The organism is Mycobacterium paraterrae (assembly GCF_022430545.2).
Taxonomy (GTDB): Bacteria; Actinomycetota; Actinomycetes; order Mycobacteriales; family Mycobacteriaceae; genus Mycobacterium; species Mycobacterium paraterrae.
The window spans coordinates 3,268,954-3,290,578 of record NZ_CP092488.2; the positions used below are offsets into that span (position 1 = coordinate 3,268,954).

Annotated in this window: 21 protein-coding genes; 11 read left to right on the forward strand and 10 right to left on the reverse strand. The window is 66.9% G+C overall.

The window, feature by feature from the left end:
* Position 1 precedes the first annotated feature (1 nt).
* Complete coding sequence (locus MKK62_RS15765) at positions 2 to 481, reverse strand: gamma-glutamylcyclotransferase family protein (protein ID WP_240259159.1); 480 nt, start codon at positions 479 to 481, stop codon at positions 2 to 4.
* A 117-nt stretch (positions 482 to 598) separates the two neighbouring features.
* Here MKK62_RS15765 and MKK62_RS15770 point away from each other — a divergent pair, with 117 nt between their 5' ends.
* From MKK62_RS15770 to MKK62_RS15800, 7 genes are all read left to right on the forward strand, one after another.
* Complete coding sequence (locus MKK62_RS15770) at positions 599 to 2,005, forward strand: NAD(P)H-quinone dehydrogenase (protein WP_240259150.1); 1,407 nt, start codon at positions 599 to 601, stop codon at positions 2,003 to 2,005.
* A gap of 98 nt (positions 2,006 to 2,103) precedes the next feature.
* The gene (locus MKK62_RS15775) at positions 2,104 to 3,840 is read left to right on the forward strand and encodes a glycerol-3-phosphate dehydrogenase/oxidase (RefSeq protein ID WP_240259148.1); all 1,737 of its coding nucleotides are present in this window, start codon (positions 2,104 to 2,106) and stop codon (positions 3,838 to 3,840) included.
* A 9-nt stretch (positions 3,841 to 3,849) separates the two neighbouring features.
* On the forward strand, positions 3,850 to 4,776 hold the full coding sequence (locus MKK62_RS15780; RefSeq protein ID WP_240259121.1) for a pseudouridine synthase: 927 nt from the start codon (positions 3,850 to 3,852) through the stop codon (positions 4,774 to 4,776).
* A gap of 259 nt (positions 4,777 to 5,035) precedes the next feature.
* On the forward strand, positions 5,036 to 5,386 hold the full coding sequence (locus tag MKK62_RS15785; RefSeq protein ID WP_240259114.1) for a hypothetical protein: 351 nt from the start codon (positions 5,036 to 5,038) through the stop codon (positions 5,384 to 5,386).
* A complete protein-coding gene (locus tag MKK62_RS15790; RefSeq protein ID WP_240259110.1) occupies positions 5,361 to 5,543 on the forward strand; it encodes a hypothetical protein in 183 nt (60 codons plus the stop codon). The genes MKK62_RS15785 and MKK62_RS15790 overlap by 26 nt, the downstream gene beginning before the upstream one ends.
* Before the next feature lie 385 nt (positions 5,544 to 5,928).
* Positions 5,929 to 7,041: a phosphate ABC transporter substrate-binding protein PstS gene (gene pstS / locus MKK62_RS15795; protein ID WP_240259108.1), complete on the forward strand. Its 1,113-nt coding sequence runs from the start codon at positions 5,929 to 5,931 to the stop codon at positions 7,039 to 7,041.
* An 86-nt stretch (positions 7,042 to 7,127) separates the two neighbouring features.
* On the forward strand, positions 7,128 to 8,354 hold the full coding sequence (locus MKK62_RS15800; RefSeq protein ID WP_240259106.1) for a PPE family protein: 1,227 nt from the start codon (positions 7,128 to 7,130) through the stop codon (positions 8,352 to 8,354).
* Between the two features lie 44 nt (positions 8,355 to 8,398).
* Here MKK62_RS15800 and MKK62_RS15805 read toward each other — a convergent pair whose 3' ends face one another.
* The 4 genes from MKK62_RS15805 to MKK62_RS15820 form a co-directional block, all read right to left on the reverse strand.
* On the reverse strand, positions 8,399 to 8,710 hold the full coding sequence (locus MKK62_RS15805; protein WP_240259098.1) for a DUF732 domain-containing protein: 312 nt from the start codon (positions 8,708 to 8,710) through the stop codon (positions 8,399 to 8,401).
* Positions 8,711 to 8,902: 192 nt separating this feature from the next.
* Positions 8,903 to 9,658 (reverse strand): endonuclease VIII Nei2, encoded by a 756-nt coding sequence (nei2, locus tag MKK62_RS15810; RefSeq protein WP_240259096.1) that lies wholly within the window; start codon positions 9,656 to 9,658, stop codon positions 8,903 to 8,905.
* A gap of 2 nt (positions 9,659 to 9,660) precedes the next feature.
* The gene (locus MKK62_RS15815) at positions 9,661 to 14,220 is read right to left on the reverse strand and encodes an ATP-dependent helicase (RefSeq protein WP_240259094.1); all 4,560 of its coding nucleotides are present in this window, start codon (positions 14,218 to 14,220) and stop codon (positions 9,661 to 9,663) included.
* Between the two features lie 36 nt (positions 14,221 to 14,256).
* Positions 14,257 to 14,913, reverse strand: a complete 657-nt coding sequence (locus MKK62_RS15820) for a TetR/AcrR family transcriptional regulator (protein WP_240259084.1) — start codon at positions 14,911 to 14,913, stop codon at positions 14,257 to 14,259.
* 186 nt (positions 14,914 to 15,099) lie between these two features.
* On the opposite strand from MKK62_RS15820, the gene MKK62_RS15825 reads away from it, so the two are divergent.
* The 4 genes from MKK62_RS15825 to MKK62_RS15840 all read left to right on the forward strand — a co-directional run bounded on the left by MKK62_RS15825 (position 15,100) and on the right by MKK62_RS15840 (position 17,191).
* Positions 15,100 to 15,276, forward strand: coding sequence for a hypothetical protein (locus tag MKK62_RS15825; protein WP_240259082.1), 177 nt, complete (start codon positions 15,100 to 15,102; stop codon positions 15,274 to 15,276).
* Between the two features lie 77 nt (positions 15,277 to 15,353).
* A complete protein-coding gene (locus tag MKK62_RS15830; protein WP_240259077.1) occupies positions 15,354 to 15,737 on the forward strand; it encodes a hypothetical protein in 384 nt (127 codons plus the stop codon).
* A 243-nt stretch (positions 15,738 to 15,980) separates the two neighbouring features.
* On the forward strand, positions 15,981 to 16,400 hold the full coding sequence (locus tag MKK62_RS15835) for an ATP-binding protein (RefSeq protein WP_240259075.1): 420 nt from the start codon (positions 15,981 to 15,983) through the stop codon (positions 16,398 to 16,400).
* Complete coding sequence (locus MKK62_RS15840) at positions 16,397 to 17,191, forward strand: RNA polymerase sigma factor SigF (RefSeq protein ID WP_240259074.1); 795 nt, start codon at positions 16,397 to 16,399, stop codon at positions 17,189 to 17,191. Before MKK62_RS15835 ends, MKK62_RS15840 begins: the two co-directional genes overlap by 4 nt.
* Here the strand turns inward: MKK62_RS15840 and MKK62_RS15845 are convergent.
* From MKK62_RS15845 to MKK62_RS15865, 5 genes are all read right to left on the reverse strand, one after another.
* On the reverse strand, positions 17,171 to 17,623 hold the full coding sequence (locus MKK62_RS15845) for an STAS domain-containing protein (protein ID WP_240259072.1): 453 nt from the start codon (positions 17,621 to 17,623) through the stop codon (positions 17,171 to 17,173). The genes MKK62_RS15840 and MKK62_RS15845 overlap by 21 nt on opposite strands.
* A 223-nt stretch (positions 17,624 to 17,846) precedes the next feature.
* A complete protein-coding gene (locus MKK62_RS15850; RefSeq protein WP_240264125.1) occupies positions 17,847 to 18,182 on the reverse strand; it encodes a hypothetical protein in 336 nt (111 codons plus the stop codon).
* 124 nt (positions 18,183 to 18,306) lie between these two features.
* Positions 18,307 to 20,106 carry an acetyl/propionyl/methylcrotonyl-CoA carboxylase subunit alpha gene (locus MKK62_RS15855; RefSeq protein WP_240259071.1) on the reverse strand — a complete coding sequence of 600 codons (1,800 nt, stop codon included), beginning with the start codon at positions 20,104 to 20,106 and terminating at the stop codon, positions 18,307 to 18,309.
* A 103-nt stretch (positions 20,107 to 20,209) separates the two neighbouring features.
* A complete protein-coding gene (locus MKK62_RS15860; RefSeq protein WP_240259069.1) occupies positions 20,210 to 20,635 on the reverse strand; it encodes a SufE family protein in 426 nt (141 codons plus the stop codon).
* Positions 20,635 to 21,525 carry a sulfurtransferase gene (locus MKK62_RS15865; RefSeq protein ID WP_240259060.1) on the reverse strand — a complete coding sequence of 297 codons (891 nt, stop codon included), beginning with the start codon at positions 21,523 to 21,525 and terminating at the stop codon, positions 20,635 to 20,637. The genes MKK62_RS15860 and MKK62_RS15865 overlap by 1 nt, the downstream gene beginning before the upstream one ends.
* Positions 21,526 to 21,625: the final 100 nt, after the last annotated feature.

Below are 21,625 nucleotides of genomic sequence, written 5' to 3' on the forward strand. Positions count from 1 at the left end.
GCTATTCGCCGTGGCCCGGTCCGACGTTGCGGGCCGGGCAGGTCCTGATCTTGTGCACGTATTCGCTTGGTGCACCGGCTATTTCGGCGGCGTCTGCCATTACGCCGATGTAACGCGCCGACGGCAGGCCGCCTTCCCAGGCGTCGACCACATACAGCCAGGCCAGCACTGGATCCGTCGTGGTGTCCGACGACAGGCGTTCCACCCGGCAACGGATCTTCTTGTGGATGCCCAGTTCGGACCCTTCCCAGCGGTCAAGGGTGGCCTCGTCGGCCGGCGTCATGTCATAGAGAACCACGAACACCTTCGAGGTGGGGTCTTCGACGACGGTGGCCAGCGCGCCTTCCCAACCGATGTCCTCGCCGCCGAACGTCAACCGCCAACCGTGTAGCCAGCCTGTTCCGGCCATCGGGGAATGCGGTGCACGCTGCTGCATCTGGTCGGGATGCATGTTCGAGCCATAGGCGGCGTAGAGCGGCACGGAGAAATCTTAGACGGCGTGCGCGGGCGCGGCGCATATCCGCAACGTTCTTAGACCGACGGGCCCGTCTCCTCAGCCGCACGGCGGCTGCATCGTCGACGGGCTAGGTTATGTGTCGTGGCGACCCGCATCGTGATCATCGGGGGAGGACCCGCCGGATACGAGGCGGCGCTCATCGCGGCGGCACGTGACGCCCACGTGACCGTCATCGACTCCGAAGGCATCGGCGGCGCGGCCGTGCTCTTCGACGTCGTGCCGTCGAAGGCGTTCATCGCCTCGACCGGGGTCCGGACCGAGCTGCGGCGCGGGCCGCATCTGGGCTTCGACGTCGATATCGAGGCCGCCAAGATCTCGCTGTCCGACATCCACCAGCGCGTCAAGCGGCTGGCCGCCGAACAGTCCGCAGACGTCAAAGCGCAACTGCTCAGCGCCGGCGTCGACGTCGTCGAGGGCAGGGGCGCGCTGGTCGACACGACGCCGGGTCTTGCCACCCACCAAGTGCAGGCCACCGCGCCCGACGGCGGCACCAGCATCTACGAGGCCGACGTAGTGCTGATCGCCACCGGGGCCAGCCCCCGCGAGCTGCCGACCGCGCGCCCCGACGGCGAACGCATTTTGACCTGGCGTCAGCTATACGACCTGGATGCGCTGCCGGAGCATCTGATCGTGGTCGGCTCGGGCGTGACCGGCGCCGAGTTCGTCCACGCCTACACCGAACTGGGCGTCGACGTGACGGTGGTGGCCAGCCGTGACCAGATCCTGCCCTACGAGGACGCCGACGCGGCCGCCGTGCTGGAGCGGATCTTCTCCGAACGCGGCGTCCAACTCGTCAAGAACGCCAGGGCCGACTCGGTGACCCGTACCGATGCGGGGGTGCTGGTGACATTGGCCGACGGCCGGACCGTCGAGGGCAGCCACGCGCTGATGACGATCGGCTCGGTGCCGAACACCGGCGGCTTGGGGCTGGACCGGGTCGGCATCGAACTGGGGCGCGGGGGTTACCTCACCGTCGACCGGGTGTCACGGACCTCGGTGTCCAACATCTACGCCGCCGGCGACTGCACGGGCCTGCTGCCGCTGGCCTCGGTCGCGGCGATGCAGGGCCGGATCGCGATGTGGCACGCCCTGGGCGAGGCCGTCACGCCGATCCGGCTGCGGACCGTCGCCGCTGCGGTGTTCACCCGCCCCGAACTGGCTGCCGTCGGTGTCCCTCAATCCGCGATCGACGAGGGGTTGGTGCAGGCCCGGACCATCATGCTGCCGCTCCGCACCAACGCGCGGGCCAAGATGTCGGGGCTGCGGCACGGCTTCGTCAAGCTCTTCTGTCGCCCGGCCACGGGCGTGGTGATCGGCGGCGTAGTGGTCGCACCCATCGCCTCGGAGCTGATCCTGCCGATCGCCATGGCGGTCCAGACTCGGCTGACGGTGAACCACCTGGCGCAGACCCTGAGCGTGTACCCGTCGCTGTCGGGATCGATCACCGAAGCGGCGCGTCGCCTGATGGCACATGACGACCTGGACTGAACCCGCGGCCGCGGGACGCGATGGGGAGAGCGGGGCCGTTCCGACAGGTAGCCTGAAACAGCGACCTACTGACGAGTAACCGACAGGAGACTTGTGTCGTGAGCGACGCGGATCGCGTGCCGGCGAGCTATTTGGGCCCCGAACAACGCGCCTCGGCGTGGGAACGCCTCGGCAGCGAGCAGTTCGACGTCGTCGTCATCGGTGGCGGGGTGGTGGGATCAGGCGCTGCGCTGGACGCCGCGACGCGGGGGCTGAAGGTGGCGTTGGTCGAAGCCCGTGACTTCGCCTCCGGCACGTCGAGTCGGTCGTCGAAGATGTTCCACGGCGGTCTGCGCTATCTCGAGCAACTGGAATTCGGTTTGGTGCGCGAGGCGCTGTTCGAGCGCGAGTTGTCGCTGACCACGCTGGCCCCGCATCTGGTCAAGCCGCTGCCGTTTCTCTATCCGCTGACCAAGCGGTGGTGGGAGCGGCCGTACGTGGCTGCCGGCATCATGCTCTATGACCAACTTGGCGGCGCGAAATCGGTTCCCGCGCAGAAACATCTGACCCGTGCCGGCGCCCTGCGGCTGTCTCCGGGGCTGAAGCGCAGCGCACTGATCGGCGGAATTCGCTACTACGACACCGTTGTCGACGATGCCCGGCACACCCTGACCGTCGTGCGCACCGCCGCGCACTACGGCGCCGTGGTGCGGTCGTCGACCCAGGTGGTGTCGTTGCTTCGCGAAGGCGATCGGGTCACCGGGGTGCGAGTGCGCGACTCCGAGGACGGTGCGATCAACGAAGTCCGCGGGCACGTCGTGGTCAACGCGACCGGGGTGTGGACCGACGAGATCCAGGCGTTGTCCAAGCAGCGCGGGCGATTCCGGGTGCGCGCGTCCAAGGGCGTGCACATTGTCGTCCCCCGCGACCGGATCGTCAGCGACGTCGCGATCATCCTGCGTACCGAGAAGTCGGTGATGTTCGTGATCCCGTGGGGAAACCACTGGATCATCGGAACTACTGACACCGACTGGAATCTCGACCTGGCGCACCCGGCCGCCACCAAGGCTGACATCGACTACATTCTCGGCACCGTCAACACCGTGCTCGCTACTCCGTTGAGCCACAACGACATTGACGGCGTGTATGCGGGCCTGCGGCCACTACTGGCCGGCGAAAGTGAAGAGACGTCCAAGTTATCGCGCGAGCACGCTGTCGCGGTGCCCGCCCCGGGACTGGTCGCCATCGCCGGCGGTAAGTACACCACCTATCGCGTGATGGGTGCCGACGCGATTGATGCTGCAGCGCAATATGTTCCGGCCCGGGTTGCCCCGTCGATCACCGAGAAGGTGCCGCTGTTGGGCGCTGACGGATACTTCGCGCTGATCAACCAAACCGAACACGTCGGCGCGCTCGAAGGCCTGCATCCCTACCGGGTGCGCCATCTGCTGGACCGCTACGGGTCGCTGATGAGCGAAGTCCTGGCGATGGCCGCCGACCGGCGCGACCTACTCAACCCGATCGCCGCAGCTCCCGGCTATCTCAGGGTGGAGGCGGCGTACGCCGTCGCGGCCGAGGGTGCGCTGCACCTGGAGGACGTGCTGGCGCGGCGGACCCGCATCGCGATCGAGTACTCCCACCGCGGTGTGGACTGCGCACGCGAGGTAGCCGACATCGTCGCGCCAATCCTGGGCTGGACCGCGGCCGACGTGGACCGCGAAGTGCAGACCTACACAGCGCGAGTCGAGGCCGAAGTGCTGTCCCAGACCCAGCCCGACGACGCATCCGCCGATGCCCTGCGGGCCAGCGCCCCGGAGGCACGCGCGGAGATCCTCGAGCCGGTGCCGCTGAATTAGGGGCTGCACATGAGGCGAGCGCCGCTGCCGCCCCGCGACGGGCTGGGACCGGCGCGGTTGCGGGTGCACGGCGGGCCGCTGGGCGAGGAGCTGGCCAGTAGGTTCGGTCCTGAGGTGGCCGCGAAAGCGGTCGCCGGGGAGGTCGTCGATCAGAGCGGTGCAGTGCTCGATCCCGCCACCGTGTTGCCGGCTGGCGCCGTGGTCTACCTCTACCGCGAACTGCGCGACGAGGTCGAGGTGCCCTTCGACATCCCGGTGCTCTACCAGGACGACGACATTCTGGTCGCCGACAAGCCGCACTTCCTGGCCACCATGCCGCGTGGGCGGCACGTGGCGCAGACGGCGCTGGTACGCCTGCGCCGACAGCTCGGGCTCGACGAACTCAGCCCGGCGCATCGGCTGGATCGGTTGACGGCGGGGGTGCTGCTGTTCACCAAGCGTCGCGAGCTCCGCGGGGCGTATCAGACGATGTTTGCCCGTGGCGCGGTGGACAAGACGTATCTGGCTAGGGCGGCCGTAGACCCGTGCGTCGCATTGCCGCGCGAAGTGCGCAGTCGAATCATCAAGCGTCGCGGCGACTTCCAAGCGATCGAGGAAGCCGGCGAGCCCAATGCGGTGACGTTCGTCGAGCTGTTGTCGGCCGACGGGTTGTATCGGCTGACACCGCGGACCGGTCGTACGCATCAGCTTCGGGTGCACATGGCGGCGCTAGGTCTCCCCATCTACGGGGACCCGCTGTATCCGCGAGTAATCAGCGTCGCCGACGACGATTTCTCGACGCCGTTGCAATTGCTGGCGCAGCGATTGGAGTTCGACGACCCGTTCAGCGGCGCGCGCCGCGAGTTCGTCAGCGCGCGGCGGCTGTCAGCAGCGCTCGACCCCTGGGCTGATCAGGGGAAGTTCGGGGCCGACCAGGACGTAGCCGGGTCGGGGTGACGCGGCGGGCGTGGTGGCCGGTGTGAGGCGCACCGACGAGGCCGCCGAGGTGACCGCGTTGAGCATGTGACGCGCCCAATCGGCTAGGCCGCTAGTGGTCGTCAGGTCAGCGAAGCGTCCGCTGACGAAATCTTGCAGTGTTTCCACGTCGTCCGTCCTTTGGTAAGTACCGGGCAATTCATCAACGATTGCGGAGCCCTCTTTGGCTCAAAATGTGGGCATTTGTGATCAAGGCCATCGCGGCGGGAACATGCGACTCATGTCACGTGGGCTGCAACAGTGCGCCGGCCGCACGTATTCCACGATAGGCGACCAAGGCCGACAACCCGGCAGGTACGTGTCAACACTGCGTGAACATTCGTTCTCCAAGACCGGGCGGCGGTCCGGTCCGCAGGCGATTCGCTCCTGGTTGACAATCTTCGACCTGACCGGCACCGCGACCCCGCGTGCCGACACGGACGTGGGGACCGTGCTCGGTCTCACGAGCACCCAGAACGTGTTCCTGGACAACCTGACCATCAGCGCGCCGCTGGCCCCGACCGAGACGCTGGGCAATGAGACGCTGGGAAACGCTGCTGACGGACTTGATCTCGGTTCCCAACCTGGGTGACCTGGGCACCGGCGACGTGGTGACCGATTCCACGACGCTGGCCGCCTTCCTGACCGCGTTGGATCCCGCGCTGGCGACCGAGACAGTCGACCAATTGCTCGGTCTGACTGCCAGCGGTTCCGCCGAGGCTGTCGCCAGCTCGCTGTTCGGGCTCTAGGCGACAACCTAGGTCGTCACGATCCCGACCGGGGGCTGGGCCGATACTGTGCCTAGTGCCCGTCGGCGATTATGCACAAACCGGTTGATACGCAACTGGTTTGCGATTTTCAGGACCACGGGGCTCAGGTGGGCCGTCGGCGCACCCGGTTGCGGCAATAGCCCGCCTACCGCTCGCCCCGAAAGCGAGCGATAATCGCGCGAGTCGGATGCATGAACGCGGGGCAAACGGCGGCTGAAATCGCAAAACCCGTCGGCCTTATGAAAGTCGGGCCATAATTGCCGCAGGCCGAATCTTGTTACCATGCCTCATGGATGCGAGCGATACAGCAATGCGCGCGACACGCCGGTGCGACTGACTCCGCTGACCGTCTGAAGGAATTCGATTGAAGCTCAACCGATTTAGCGCCGCACTGAGCATTCTGGTGACGGGGGTGGTGGTCCTGTCAGCATGCGGCAGTCACAACAACGCCGCCGGCGGAAGTTCGACGACGAGCGCGCCGCCGGTGAAGGTGACCTGCGGCGGTAAGGCGGAAGTGAAGGCAAGCGGCTCGACCGCTCAGAAGAACGCGATGGCCGAATTCGGCAAAGCTTTCGCGCAGGCCTGCCCGGGGCAGTCGCTGGATTACACCGCCGACGACTCCAGCGCCGGAATCAACGAGTTCCTGGAAAGCAAGAACGATTTCGCCGGTTCCGATTCCACACTGACGCGAGTCGAATATGACAAGGCCCAGCAGCGGTGTGGTTCGCCGACCTGGAACCTGCCGATGGTGATCAGCCCGATCGCGATCGCGTTCAACGTCAACGGTGTCAAGACGCTGAATCTCGATGGTTTGACCGCGGCGCAAATCTTCAACGGCCAGATCAACATGTGGAACGACGGCGCGATTCAGCTGCAGAATCTCGGCGTCCAACTCCCGAACGAGCCGATTCACGTCATATTTCGCAGCGACGAATCTGGGACCACGGACAACTTCCAGCGATATCTGGACACCGCCTCGAGGGGCACCTGGGGCTTTCCCGCGGGACGGAAGTTCAACGGCGGGGTCGGCGAGGGCGTCGTCGGCAACGACGGCGCCGCCGACAAGGTGAAAAACACCGAGGGCTCGGTCACCTATCTCGCCTGGTCGTTCGCGCAATCCGAGCATTTGAACACCGCCAGCATCATCACCTCGGCCGGCCCCGACGCGGTCGCGATCAGCCCCGAGTCGGTCGGCAAGACCATCTCTACGGCGTGGTTCATCAAGAAGGGCGACGACCTCGCCCTCGACACCATCTCGTTCTATCGGCCGAACCAGCCGGGCGCCTATCCGATCGTGCTGGCGACGTATGAGATCGTCTGCTCGAAATATCAAGACCCCAACGTGGGTCAGGCCGTGCGGGCTTTCCTGCAGAGTTCGATCGGGTCGGGTCAGCAAGGTTTGCTCAGCGCCGGGTACATTCCGATCCCGGATGAGTTCAAGCCGCGGCTGCTGAACTCGATCAACGCGATTTCATGAGATGAGGGAACGCTATGTATGAGTCTTATTGCTACCGCAGTCGGCCCGGTGTTCCCATCGTTTTCCTACGTCGATAAGCGTTCGTCATGGATTTCACGACGCTGCCGCCCGAAGTCATCTCGGCACTGATCCACTCGGGCCCAGGCTCGGAGTCCCTGGTCGACGCCGCCACCGCGTGGCGTCAGCTCGGCGCCGACCTTGAGGACGCGGCCGACAACTACACCGCGACGGTGTCGGGAATGGCCGATGCCTGGCATGGGCCGTCGGCGGCGGCGATGTCGCAGTCCGTCGCGCCATATCTGACCTGGCTTCGCACCACCTCGCAGCAGGCGCAGCAGGTCGCCGCGGCAGCGCAGGCCGCCGCGACGGCGTTCAACACCGCCAGTGCGACGGTGGTTCCGACCGCGCAGGTGCTGGCGAACCGGACGCTGTTGGCTAAATTGTTGGCCACCAACATCTTTGGCAGGAATATGCCCGCAATCGCCGCAACCGAGGCCGCCTACCAGGAAATGTGGGCCACCAACGCCGCGGCGATGACCCGGTATCAGGCCGCCTCGACCCAGGCCACCACGCTGCCGCAGTTCACGTCGCCGGTGTCGATGACGAATCCGTCGGGGCAACCCGAGCAACAGGCCCAGCAGGCTGCCGCGCAGCAGTCCTCTGCCGCCACGACCGCCGCAAATTCCGCGGCGACGACCGGGGCCACCTCGGCCGCGGCCAGCCCCGCTCCTGCAATACCGACCGCCTTCGATCCCAACGAGGGATTTGTCGGACTGGCCAACACCTACGCCAACCAGTTCATCTCGTCGGGCTTTCCGATCAACCTGCTCAGTTATCTGGCTCAAAGCCAGTCGGCGCAGGCGTTGTCGGGCGTGAGCGCCCAGGTCGGCCAGGGTGTCTCAGAAGGCGAAAATGCTCTAGGTGGTGCCGCCAGCAGCCTGGGCGGCGGCGCCGCCGGGGCGCTGGGGTCGCTGGGTGGCGGCGGGGGACTGGGGGCTCTGGGTGCGGCCGGGCTCTCTGCGCCCACCGCGGCGGCGGCAACCGGGGTTGCGGTGCCGATGGGCGGTCTGATGGCGCCGCCCGGTGCAGGGACGCTGCTGGCCACGTCGCAGACACCCGTGCAACTCGCCTCGGCGGCAACGCCGCTCGGCACTGGTGCAACTCCGGGGACCTCGATGATGCCGCCGCTGATGGCACCGCCGATTTCGCCGGGCAGCGGCTGGCGCAAGCGCAAGGCTCAGAAGTACGAGGACATTTCGATCGGCGCCGAGCTCAAGGGCAACGTGATGAAGCCGCCGCCGTCGGCGGGATGACCCCGAAACCGTCTGCAGCTGAACATAATTCGATGATCCTGTGGTCAGGCTCCGGTGTGCCGCGGGCAGAATGCGGCGATGCTCACGCCGACGAAGAATCCTGCATGGTAGCCGTCGAGGCCGCTCTGCTGCATGACGTCGTTCGCGACATCGCTTGATGCTCTACCGCTGTCGAGTGCGTCGCAGACCTGGTGTCCGGCGACCACTGCCGCTTGCCCGGACGCGAACGTGATCTGCTTGGACTCCAATGCTTTCAAGAAACTGGCATCGACCGCATCGGCACCCGCGCAGGGCGCGGTGATCGCTACGACGCTGAGTGGGAGCATCAGGGCCAGGCCGATCACAACTGATCGCACAGGATTGAGCAAGCGCACTCGGGTGGTCGTCCTTTCTCATCCGGTCCGCTGAGCAGAACGCGCGAGTATTACGGCAGCACGCAGAGTGACTGTCAGTGCGATCATTGCATGCTGCGGCCGGACTTTTGAACCGCGCGGCGCAGCCACGACCGGCAACCCTGAACGTTAACCGAATGGCCATTCCCTGGGCATTCAACGTTGGCAGGAGGGGCACCAATACGCCACCCGTTCTCCGCTGTCGTCCCAGCGGATCGGCGTGCCACAGCGACGGCAACTTTCACCGCGACGGCCATACACCCAGACCTGCCGTCCAGGCCTGGTATCGCCGGTGGTGCATCGGTTTGCGCGTAACCGATTGACCCACAACATGTCGCGTGCGCGGACTGCCAGACGGCGCGGATCGGCGATCGCGCTCACCGGAGCGGTGGGCAGATGTCCGCTGAGGAAGCACAACTCGTTGCAGAAGACGTTGCCGACGCCGGCCATCACCCGCTGGTCGAGCAATGCCTGGGCGATCGGTCGATCGGGGTCCGCGATCAGATTGGCGGCGGCCACATCCGCGTCCCAGTCGTCACCGAGCAGATCCGGCCCCAAGTGGCTGATTGCGTCCTCGTCTTGGCCGCGTTCCAGGATCTCCAGCACGCCCAGGTCGATACCGATCGCACGAACATCGTTGGTGTCTAAAATAATTCGCGCTCGGTAATCCACCCGCCGGCTCGTCGACGTGATCCGCCAGGCGCCGTCCATTTTCAGATGCGAATGGATGCTCGCCGGTCCGACACGGATGAACAGATGCTTGCCGCGGCTGCACACCTCGTCGACGACCTCGCCGGTCAGGTCGACGGTGGCGTAGCGCGGGACGCGCACATCGCAGCGCGTCAGCGTCTGCCCGAGCAGGGCCGTCCGCAGTTTGTCTGCGGTACGGAACACGGTGTCGCCCTCTGGCATGGTTACCGCAGCCGAAGTCCGCGCGGGGTGCGGGCGAAGCCGGCGTCGGTCAGGGCCGTGACCACACTCGGCGGTACTTCCGGTGCCAGCACTGATGCGCTGTTGATCCGCTCGATCAAGATCGAGTTGACCTGCCTGGCCGCGACGAGATCGGCGAGCGCGGCCGCCGCGGCGTGGTTGGCGTCGTCGTCGGCGGCGAAGCTCAGCATCGATTTGCCGCCGCGCTCGAGGAACCAGACCAGCTCGCCATCGACCAGCACGACGAGCGCACCCGCTTTGCGGCCCGGCCGCGCGGCCCCGTCGTCGGCCGACCGCGAGGGCCAGGGCAGTGCGGCGCCGTAGGGATTGGCGGGGTCGGCGGCGGCGAGCACCACGGCGCGGTATTCGGGCCGCTCCGGGTCGACGCCGTCGAGGTAACTGCGCAGCCGGTCGACGGTGGATGCCACCGCGAATTGGGCCCCGCCGAGGGACTCGACAAAGTAGCCGCGCTGGCAACGGCCCGCGTCTTCGAACGCCGTCAGCACCTTGTAGAGCATGGCGAAGCCCCCAGGCACGCCTTCAGCGGCGACCGCGCCTTTGGTCAGGACGCCATGCCGGTTCAACAGCAGCTCCGCCTGATGGTGGGCGCGGGTGGTGGAGTCGGGCTCGGGCGTAGGCAGTGCCGACCAGCGGCCGGCGACGGTGGGATCGGCGGCCCGCGCCTGCGGGTTGGCGACGCTGTAGCGACTCAGCCGCGGGGTGCGCTTGCCGCGACCCGGCCGGTGGGCCGGCGGCGAGCGCTTGCGACCCGGCGCACCCGACAGCATCGCCCGCACCGGCGCGAACGTGTCGCCGGTAACCCAGCCGGCCCAGATCAACTCCCACAGCGCGGTCTTGAGCTCGGCCTCGCTGACACCCTGCTGTGTCAGCTGTCGGAAGAAGAACGCCCCGCCGCCGGCCAGCATGTCCAGGATCGCCCGATGGACCGCGGTGAACTCCATCTCCGACCCAACGGCCAGCGTCAACGGGGCGGCGTCGGCGGAGTGGAATGCGATCCAGCCGTCGCTGCCCGAGATCGATCCCGCCCCCGACCACAGCACCTCTCCGGAGGCCAACAGCTCGTCGAGCAGCGCGGGCGAGTAGTCGCGGACTCGCGGCGCCAACACCAGCGATTCGATCGCGGACGCGGGCAGTTGGACGCCGGCGATCTGATCGATGACCGCGAGCAGGCCGTCGAGTCCATAGTTGGGCGGCGAGCCGGTACCGACACCGTGCCAGGCCGGCAGGAACCGCGCATAGGCGCTGGTACTGACCGGCTCCACCTGTGCCCGCAGCGCAGCCAGCGATCTGCGGCGCAGGATTCGCAGTACCTCGGCGTCGCACCACTGATCGCCGAGCGCATCGGTGGAGAACTCACCACGAACCAGCTTCCCGTCGGCGGCCAGTCGGCCCAGCACGTCGGCGGCGACCCGCAGCCCCAACCCGAATCGCGTCGCGACGTCGGTGGTGGTGAACGGCGCGTGGGTACGCGCGTAGCGGCTGATCAGCTCGCCGAGGGGATCTGCGACGGCCGCGGTGAAGCTGGCCGGCACGCCCACCGGCACCGCCACCCCGACGCCGTCGCGCAGCCGGCCGATGTCCTCGATCGCCACCCACCAACTTCCACCGGCGAACGACACCGGTAGCGCACGCTTGGCGGCGTACAGCGCTTCCAGCCAGCCGCCGACATCGGCGCCGCCGGCGCGGGCCGCTACCTCGTCGGTGGTCAACGGGCCGAGCAGCCGCAGCAGGTCGGCGACCCCTTCGGCGTCGCGGGCGGCGCGATCAGGTGACAGGTGCTGCAGCTGCCGGCCGGTGCCGGCGACCACCTCTGGGTCGAGCAGCTCGCGCAGCTCGACGCGGCCCAGCAGCTCGGCCAGCAAGGTCGGATCGAGCGACAGCGCGGCGGCGCGCCGCTCGGCGAGCGGGCTGTCGCCCTCGTACATGAACGCGCCGACATAGCCGAACAGCAGCGATGCGGCGAACGGCGACGGGGTGGCGGTCTCGGTCTCGACGACGCGGATCTTGCGCGCGGCGATATCACCCATCAACCCGGCCAGCGTCGGCACGTCGTAGACGTCCTGCAGGCATTCGCGGACCGTCTCCAGCACGATCGGAAAATCCGGGTACTTGCGAGCCACGTCGAGCAGCTGGGCCGCCCGCTGGCGTTGATGCCACAGCGGCGATCGCTTGCCGGGATGGCGGCGCGGCAGCAGCAAGGCACGCGCGGCGCATTCCCGGAACCGGGACGCGAACAGCGCTGATCCGCCTACTTCCGCGGTGACGATCGGATCGATCTCGTCGGCATCGAACACGAACAGCTCGGCACCCGGCGGTGAGTCGGTGCCGGTGTCTGAGATGGTGTCGGGCAGCCGCACCACGATGCCGTCGTCGGACGCGGTCGGCTTCTCGTCGATGCCGTAGCGGTCGCGCAGTCGTCGGCCCACGGCCAGCGCGAGCGGACCGTGTACCCGTAGACCGTAAGGCGAGTGCAAGATCACCCGCCAGTCGCCCAGCTCGTCGCGAAACCGCTCCACCAGCAGCGTCGCATCGGTGGGCACCACGTTGGTCGCCGAGCGCTGATCATCCAGCAGCCGCCACAAGTTCTCGGTGGCATAGTCGTTGAATCCGAGCTCGGCGCAACGGCTTTCGAACGGACCTCGTTCCAGCGCGGCCAATTCTCCGGTGAATGCGCCGACCGCGCGGCCGAGTTCGGCGGGTCGCCCCGAATCGTCGCCCCGCCAGAACGGCAACCGGGCCGGCTCGCCGGGCGCGGGAATCACCAGCACCCGGTCGTGGGTGATCTCGGTGATCCGCCAACTGGTGGCGCCCAGCGCGATGACGTCGCCCGGGCGCGATTCGTACACCATCTCCTCGTCGAGTTCACCGACGCGAGAGGGCGACTCGGAGTCGGTGGCGAGATAGACGGTGAACAGTCCACGGTCGGGGATCGCGCCGCCCGAGGTGACGGCGAGGCGTTGCGCCCCCGGCCGGGCGGTGACGGTGCCGTTGTCGCGGTCGTAGACCAGGCGGGGCCGCAACTCGGCGAACTCGGTCGACGGATACTTACCCGACAGCAGGTCCAATGTCGCTTCGAAGGCACTGTGCGGCAATGTCGCAAACGGCGCGCTCCGCCGCACCGAATCGAACCAGCGGTCGACGTCGAGCGGTTCGAGCGCCGACGCGGCCACGGTGTGCTGCGCCAGGATGTCGAGCGGATTCGTCGGCACCTTCATGGTCTCGATCTGCCCGGTAAGCATCCGTTGCACGGTCACCGCGCAGCCGATCAGATCGGTGCGGTGCTTGGGGAACAGCACGCCCTGTGAAATCTCGCCGACCTGGTGTCCGGCGCGGCCAATACGCTGCAGACCGGACGCCACCGACGGCGGCGACTCCACCTGAATGACCAGGTCGACCGCCCCCATATCGATGCCGAGCTCCAGGCTGGAGGTCGCTACCACCGCCTTGAGCCGACCGGACTTGAGGTCCTCCTCGACGATCGCCCGCTGCTCCTTGCTGACCGAACCGTGGTGGGCGCGGGCCAGCAACGTCGGGGCGCCATAGGTTTGGCCGCTGCCCAACAGATGCGCCGGGGCGCCGCCGGCGACTTTGGGGTTGGGATCGTCGGACAGCGTCGCGCCCGTGCGTTCGGCGTGAATCTCGTTGAGCCGGGCGGTCAGCCGCTCGGCCAGCCGCCGCGAGTTCGCGAAGACGATCGTTGAGTTGTGTGCTTCGACCAGGTCGACCAATTGCGCCTCGACATCCGGCCAGATGCTGCCGTTTTCGAGGTTAGCCATGTCGGGGATCGGGACCTGCACCGCCAGCTCGAAGGTCTTTGCCGCGGGCGGAGAGACGATGGTGGTGGGAGCGGCCCCCGACAGGAAGCGGGCCACTTCCTCGGCTGGACGGACGGTCGCGGACAGGCCGATTCGCTGGGCCGGCTTGGGCAACATGTCGTCGAGCCGCTCGAGCGACAACGCCAGGTGCGCGCCGCGTTTGGTGCCCGCGATGGCATGCACCTCGTCGACGATCACGGTTTGGACGCCGGCCAACGTCTCCCGGGCCGCCGAGGTCAGCATCAGAAACAGCGACTCGGGTGTGGTGATCAGCACGTCCGGTGGATGACTGATCAACTGCCGGCGCTGGGCCGGTGGCGTGTCGCCGGATCGCAGGCCCACGGTGATCTCCGGCGGGGGTTGACCCTTCTGCGCAGCGACGCGCGCCATGCCGGCCAGCGGCGTGCGCAGGTTGCGTTCGACGTCGACGGCCAGTGCCTTCAGCGGTGAGATGTAGAGGACGCGCGTGCCGGGCTCGCGTTCGGTGCGGGGGGCGCTCGCCAGTGCGTCGATCGCCCACAGGAACGCGGCGAGCGTCTTGCCCGAGCCGGTCGGGGCGATGACGAGGGTGTTGTGACCGTCGGCGATCGCCGACCAGGCGTCGGCTTGCGCCGGGGTGGGCGCGGCGAAGGTACCCGTGAACCAGTCACGAGTGACGACGCTGAACCGCGCCAGTGCATCCGACGGTTTACCGGGTAGGTGGCTCACCCAGCCATCATGACAACCGGGTCTGACATTGCGGTGTCAGCGCTGGTCGGGCGCGACTGCCTTGGCCAACTGCTCGGGAATGTTCTTGACCCGGGTGATCGCGTCGAGCAGCGAATGCGCGCAAGCGTCGCTCAGCTGGCCCGCGTCGGTTTCCGGATGAATGATGCGTTGCCGGCACACCTCGAACGTCAGCGCCAGCCAGCCGTGAATGACGATCCGCAGGTCGCGCTCGACCTCCGGTTCGAGCTGACCGCCCGAACCGTCCACCTCGACGATGCGGCTCATGATGTGTTCCATCTGGCGGTCTTTGGCCTCGTCGTCGATACCGAGCAGCACCGGATCGGAACGGCCCAGCCCGACGTAGGCCGCCCACGCCGCGTGCGGGTGCTCCTGGTGGTACTGCATGTAGGCGAGAACGCCGCCGCGCACCTCTTCGAACAGATTTTGACCGGGGGCCGGGGGCGTGTTGGTGGTTTCGAAGAGCTGGTCAGCCTGCCCCTTGACCACGGCCGCGAAGAATGCGCGCTTGTCCGGGAAGTAGTGGTACATCAAAGCTCGCGAGACGCCGGCGCGCTCCGCGATCTCGTCGATGCGCACCTCGTCATAGGGCCGTTGACCGAAGACTTCTGCGCCCAACGCGAGCAGCTCGGCTCGGCGATCATCCGGTGACAACCGGCGCCTCGGCGTTCGCATACAGCAGACTGTACTTGGCGATTCTTTGCGCAGGCCCGCAACGCTCTGTAAGGCCTGCAAACTTATCGTTCGACGAGCATGGGTCAGCGACAGGAAAGAATCCGGTGCTAGTCGCGGTGCCGTAGTCGGACGTCTACCGTGTGTTCGAGTCCTCAGCGAATTTTCGAATGATCGGCTGAGGCGTCTGTGCGCTCTAGATGGCAGGAGCGAACCCACGACGGCGGGGACTCCGATAAGGAGCGGGACCGCCTGCTGTTCGAGCCGGGCCGGTTGGGATTGTTCGTGATCGGTATCGCGGCGGCGACAGTCATAATTCGGCGCGGCGCGCCGGCACGTGTGCTGGGTGACGCCGAACACGCCTGAGCTGGTTTGCCGCCCGCATTGCGCTGGGTATATGCGGGTCACGCAGGGGGGCGCGGGACAGCGACAGAGGATCTCGGATGCACACACAACAGAGCCACTCGACGGGTGATCGCCTGGGCCAGGTGGACCACGAAGTACACCACGCCATCCGTTATGCCGTATTGGCGGCCGCGGCCGGCGTCGGCTATCTCGTCCTCGCCGCGCTGTGGGACAGCACGTGCAAGGGTGCGATGTCGGTCGACACCGCCGCGTGTGGCGCCCCGCAGCTGACCGTCCTGGCCTTCGGTGGACCGCTGATCCTGTTTGCCACCGGGGTGTGGGCGTTCGTACGCACCTACCGGGTGTGGCGCAATCAGGGCACCTGGTGGGCCTGGCAGGGCGCCGGCTGGGTGCTGATGGTCCTGACGTTCGTCACGCTGACGATGGGCGCACCCATCGCGGCGCCGGTGCTCGCCGGATAATCTGGGTTCTGGCTCTCGTCGGTCGGATCGGCTGGTTTGACAGTCGGCTCCGTGGGTACCTGCTCTGAACCGACGCTGAGCTCTAGAGGCGGACTGTCCGCGGGTCATCCGATCATGTCGACACCATCACGAATGCGATGAGAAGATGCCCACTGCGATCAACCCGAGTATCACCAGGTGGAGATCATGACTAACCAGCTCGAGCGCGAGGGTAATGTCGGTCAAACTATGCCGGGAGGTCCGATGACGGTTGCTGCGAAAACCGCGAAAGATCAGCAACGCGGCGATCGCGCGATCGAGCTGCGGGTGGCGGCGACGCTGGAGAACCTCGCGGTCTTACGGACGCTGGTCGGTGCCGTCGGTACCTTCGAGGACCTCGACTTCGACGCCGTCGCCGATCTTCGGCTGGCGGTCGACGAGGTGTGTACGCGATTGATTCGTTCGGCCGTGCCCAATGCCACTCTCGAGATCGTGATCGACCCGCACGCCGACAAACTTCGAGTCGAGGCATCGACGACGTGCGCTACCGAAGACGTGGTATCGCCGGGCAGCTTCAGCTGGCACGTCCTGACGTCGCTGGCAGATGACGTCCAGACGTTCAAGAGCGGCAATGGCATTGTCGGTGTTGCATTGACCACCCGACGGGCGGGCTCTCACACGTGACAGCGCGAGCTGTCGGCGGTTCCAAGTCTTCTCGGCCCAACGAATACGCTGACGTTCCCGACATGTTTCGCGAGTTGGCGACTCTCGACGCGAAGTCGTCGGATTTCCAGCGCCACCGCGACAAGATCGTCGAGCGTTGCCTACCGCTGGCCGACCACATCGCCCGCCGTTTCGAGGGCCGTGGCGAACCGCGTGACGATCTAGTACAGGTGGCCCGTGTCGGGTTGGTGAACGCGGTGGCGCGGTTCGACGTCGAAACCGGTTCGGATTTCGTCTCGTTCGCAGTGCCGACCATCATGGGCGAGGTTCGTCGTCACTTCCGTGACAACAGCTGGTCGGTCAAAGTCCCGCGTCGGCTCAAAGAACTGCACCTGCGGTTGGGCACCGCCACCGCCGACCTCTCGCAGCGGCTGGGACGCGCGCCCACCGCCACCGAGCTGGCGCAGGAACTCGACATGGACCGGCTCGAGGTCATCGAGGGCTTGGTGGCGGGAAGCTCCTACAACACGCTGTCGATCGACAGCGGCGGCGGTAGCGGCGGTGACGAAGAGGCCCGAGCCATTGCCGACACCCTCGGCGATGTCGACAACGGCCTGGAGCGGATCGAGAACCGCGAAGCACTGCGACCGCTGCTCGAGGGCCTACCGGAGCGCGAGCGAACGGTGCTCGTGCTCAGGTTTTTCGAATCGATGACGCAGACCCAGATCGCCGAGCGGGTCGGCATCTCGCAGATGCACGTCTCGCGGTTGCTGGCGAAGTCGCTGTCCCGGCTACGGGACGAGCTGGAATAACTGGTTCTGGTCCGGGTCGTCGTTGTCGACGTCCGGCATCGCGTGCACCGATGTGCTCATCGGCAGCGCGTGCGCGGGGTCGCAGATTCGGAGCAGCCGCGATACCGCCTTACTCGGCACCACAGCCCAGCGCAGGTTGGCGCCGGCGCACCTGACGTTGATCAGGTGTAGCGCCGAAAAGCCAGCCGTGCCAAAGAATTCCAGGCCGCTCAGATCGACGACCAGTGGAGTGGAATCGCTGATGCACAGGTCGAAGTAGTCGGCGAACTGAGTGGCGTTGGACGCATCGAGCTCACCCTGAGCGGTGACAATCACCCGGCCGTCTTCCCACCTCGCGCTGAAGCGCGCGGAGTGGTTTTCCCAGGCGGGCGGTGGGAATGCCGCATCGGCTCCTCGAACCGGCGCAGCGGTGGTTGTAAATACAGCAGACATGGTGTGACTCCATCAGTCGACTATGCGTTCTGTGGATCACGTCAAGCGGAATAAGTGCCGCGCGCGAGGAAAGCCCGGGAGAACAGACTCCCCTTACGTCAATTAACGCTGTTCCTGCGGCTGGAAACTCAACCTGGCTAAGACACTACTCCCGAGTACTGGCTGACGACAACGTTTAAGACGCTTTCTAAGAAAGCCTGGTCAGCGACGTGAAGCACCGGCTTCAGTCCGAATCATGTTCGCGCGCAACGATTGTCGCAGCGAATCGCCGGACCGACGCGACCGCCGCGTCGGCCGCGTCGCCGTGACCGGGACGCGCCCGCCCGGTGACCCCTCCGGTCGCCGGGTCCAGCGTCACTTCGGCGAGCAGCTCACCGGTCGTGGGCTCGCACACCGCCCACGAGTACCGCGCGTCAGAGAGCCATGCGGCGTCGCTATGCGCGACATGGTCGGGATCGCTGACACCGAGAGCGGCCAGGGCGGGACGATCGTCGATACGGTCGTCGGCGCGCAGGCCGCGCAAATACCACTGGCCGGCGTTGATCTCGATGGGTTCGATGTCCGGCTCCTCCTCGGGCCGCTCCGGCGGCCCGCATTGTCGCCGGACGGGGTTCGATGTCCGGCTCCTCCTCGGGCCGCTCCGGCGGCCCGCATTGTCGCCGGACGGGGTTCGATGAGCCGCGCTACTTGATCTCGGCGAGCACCGTGCCCTGCGTGATCGCGGCGCCGGGCTCCACAGCCAGACCCGTGATAACGCCGTCCTTGTGCGCGGTGACCGGGTTCTCCATCTTCATGGCTTCCAGCACCACGACGAGGTCGCCGGACGAAACCTGTTGTCCCTCTTCGACGGCCACCTTCACCACGGTGCCCTGCATCGGAGCGGTCACCGCGTCACCGGACGCTGCGGCGCCGCCGGCAGCACCACGCTTGCGCGGCTTCGGCTTCTTGCGGATCGCGCCGACCGAGTCGGTCGCGGGACCGCCACCGCCGCCCAGCGCCAAGTCACCCGGCAGCGACACCTCGAGGCGGCGACCGCCAACCTCGACGACGACCGTCTGCCGAGGCGACGCGTCGTCCTCGATCGGCTCCCCGCCGGTGAACGGCTCGATGGTGTTGTCCCACTCGGTCTCGATCCAGCGGGTGTGCACGCTGAAGCCGTTGTCGTCGCCGATGAACGCCGGGTCGGACACTACGGCCCGATGGAACGGGATGACAGTGGCCAGTCCCTCGACGTGGAACTCGGCTAGCGCGCGACGCGACCGCGCCAGCGCCTCCTCGCGGGTGGCGCCGTAGACGATGAGCTTGGCCAGCATCGAGTCGAACTGGCCGCCGATCACCGAACCGGCCTCCACGCCGGAGTCCAGCCGCACGCCGGGCCCGCTGGGAGTCTCGTACTTGGTCACCGGGCCGGGGGCCGGCAGGAAGCCGCGTCCGGCGTCCTCGCCGTTGATCCGGAACTCGATCGCGTGCCCGCGGGGCGTCGGGTCCTCGGTGAGCTCCAGCTTCTCGCCGTTGGCGATCTTGAACTGCTGCAGCACCAGGTCGATGCCGGCAGTCTCCTCGGTGACCGGGTGCTCGACCTGCAGGCGGGTGTTGACCTCGAGGAATGAGATCAGGCCGTCCTGGCCGACCAGATACTCGACGGTGCCGGCGCCGTAGTAGCCGGCCTCCTTGCAGATCCGCTTGGCGGACTCGTGGATCTCCTTGCGCTGCGCGTCGGTCAGGAACGGCGCAGGCGCCTCCTCGACCAGCTTCTGGAAGCGGCGTTGCAGCGAGCAGTCGCGGGTACCGGCGACGATGACGTTGCCGTGCTGGTCGGCGATCACCTGGGCCTCGACGTGGCGCGGCTTGTCCAAGTAACGCTCGACGAAGCATTCCCCGCGACCGAAGGCGGCGACGGCCTCGCGGGTCGCCGACTCGAACAGCTCGGGGATCTCCTCGATGGTGCGCGCAACCTTCATGCCGCGGCCACCACCGCCGAACGCCGCCTTGATCGCGATCGGCACGCCGTACTCCTTGGCGAAGGCGACGACCTCGTCGGCGTTCTTCACCGGGTCCGGGGTGCCGGGCACCAGCGGCGCCTGTGCCTTGGCGGCGATGTGACGCGCGGTGACCTTGTCACCGAGGTCGCGGATGGACTGCGGGCTCGGCCCGATCCAGATCAAGCCGGCGTCGAGCACCGCCTGGGCGAAGTCGCCGTTCTCCGACAGGAAGCCGTAACCCGGGTGGATCGCGTTGGCGCCGGACTTCTCCGCGGCCTCGAGGATCTTGCCGAAGTCCAGGTAGGACTCCGCCGAGGTCTGACCGCCCAGGGCGAAGGCCTCGTCCGCCAGCTTCACGTGAGGAGCGTCGGCGTCGGGCTCGGCGTAAACCGCCACGCTGGGCAGTCCCGCGTCCTTGGCCGCGCGGATGACCCGCACCGCGATCTCACCGCGGTTGGCGACAAGAACTTTCGAGATCGTCGAGCTGGCGTGACTGGCCACTTCGCCTCCTGATGCGCACGTCTTCGTGTTGTCTAAGAGAAATTCTTACAAGTCGTTTCGGAGGTAGCTTATGCGGCGCGCCGTGAGCGAGTAGACCCGGTGTCTACTTCGCCGTCGACTCGCGCACTCGGCGCTTGATTCTGGCCAGCATCCCCGACATTCCGCGCAGCCGTAGCGGGCTGATCAGTTCTGCCAGACCAAGATCGGTATAGAAGTCGTCGGGCACCGCAAGGATGTCGGCGGCGGGCTGCTCGTCGAGACCGGCGGCGAGAATCGACGCGAAACCGCGCGTGGTCGGAGCCTCGGCAGGGGCGCTGAAATACAGCCGGACCCGGTCCGGATCGTCGGCGTCGACATGAAGGAACAGCGGTGATTGGCACTCGGGCACCGGCTCCATCGCCGCCTCTTCGAGGTCGGCGGGCAACGGCGGCAGATCGTCGGCGAACTCCAGCAGCAGCTTGAGCTTGTCCTGCCCCTGAACCTCGCCAAAGTCGGCGACGACCTCGGCCAGCGGCGCGGGCATGCTCATCAGGCGGGAACGGCGCCGGGGCTTTCACCCGCGACGATCGGCACTCGCACGGCGTTACCCCACTCGGTCCACGAGCCGTCGTAATTGCGCACACCCGGGATGCCCAGCAGATGCGTCAGCACAAACCAGGTGTGGCTGGACCGCTCGCCGATACGGCAGTACACGATTGTCTTGTCGTCCGGCTCGATGAACCCGTACAGCTGCTCCAGCTCGTCGCGGCTGCGGAAGCGGCCACTGTCGTCGGCGGCCTTGGCCCAAGGGATCGATCGGGCCGTGGGAATGTGGCCCGCGCGCAACGCGCCCTCTTCGGGGTAGTCGGGCATGTGGGTGCGTTTGCCGGTGTACTCGTCGGGGGAGCGCACGTCGATCAGCGGCCCGCTGCCCAACGCGGCCAGGACATCATCCTTGTAGGCACGAATCGGTGCGTCGTTGCGCTGCACGACGGGATAACCCGACGACGAGCGGCTCGGCACGTCCAGCGTGGTGTCGCGGCCGTCGTGGATCCACAGGTCGCGTCCGCCGTTGAGCAGCCGGACGTCGGGGTGGCCGAACAGCGTGAAGACCCACAGCGCGTACGCCGCCCACCAGTTGCTCTTGTCGCCATAGATCACGACGGTGTCGTCGCGCGAAATGCCTTTGCGATCCATCAGTTCCGCGAACTGCTTGCCGTCGATGTAGTCGCGCACCCGCGGGTCGTTGAGGTCGGTGTGCCAGTCGATCTTGACCGCTCCCGGGATGTGGCCGACATCGTAGAGCAGTACGTCTTCGTCGGACTCCACGATCGCCAGACCCGGCCGGCCCAGATTGCCGGCCAGCCAGTCGGCCGTCACCAGCCGTTCTGGGTGGGCGTAAGCACTCAGCGTCGGGCTGGGATCTGCGGGTAGCGGCACACCGCGAGCCTACCTGGCAATCCGCCGTCAGCTTTCACCGCGAGATCGACGTTATGCGGCCCCGCACTCGCACTTTTCCTGCAAAACGTCGATTTAAAGG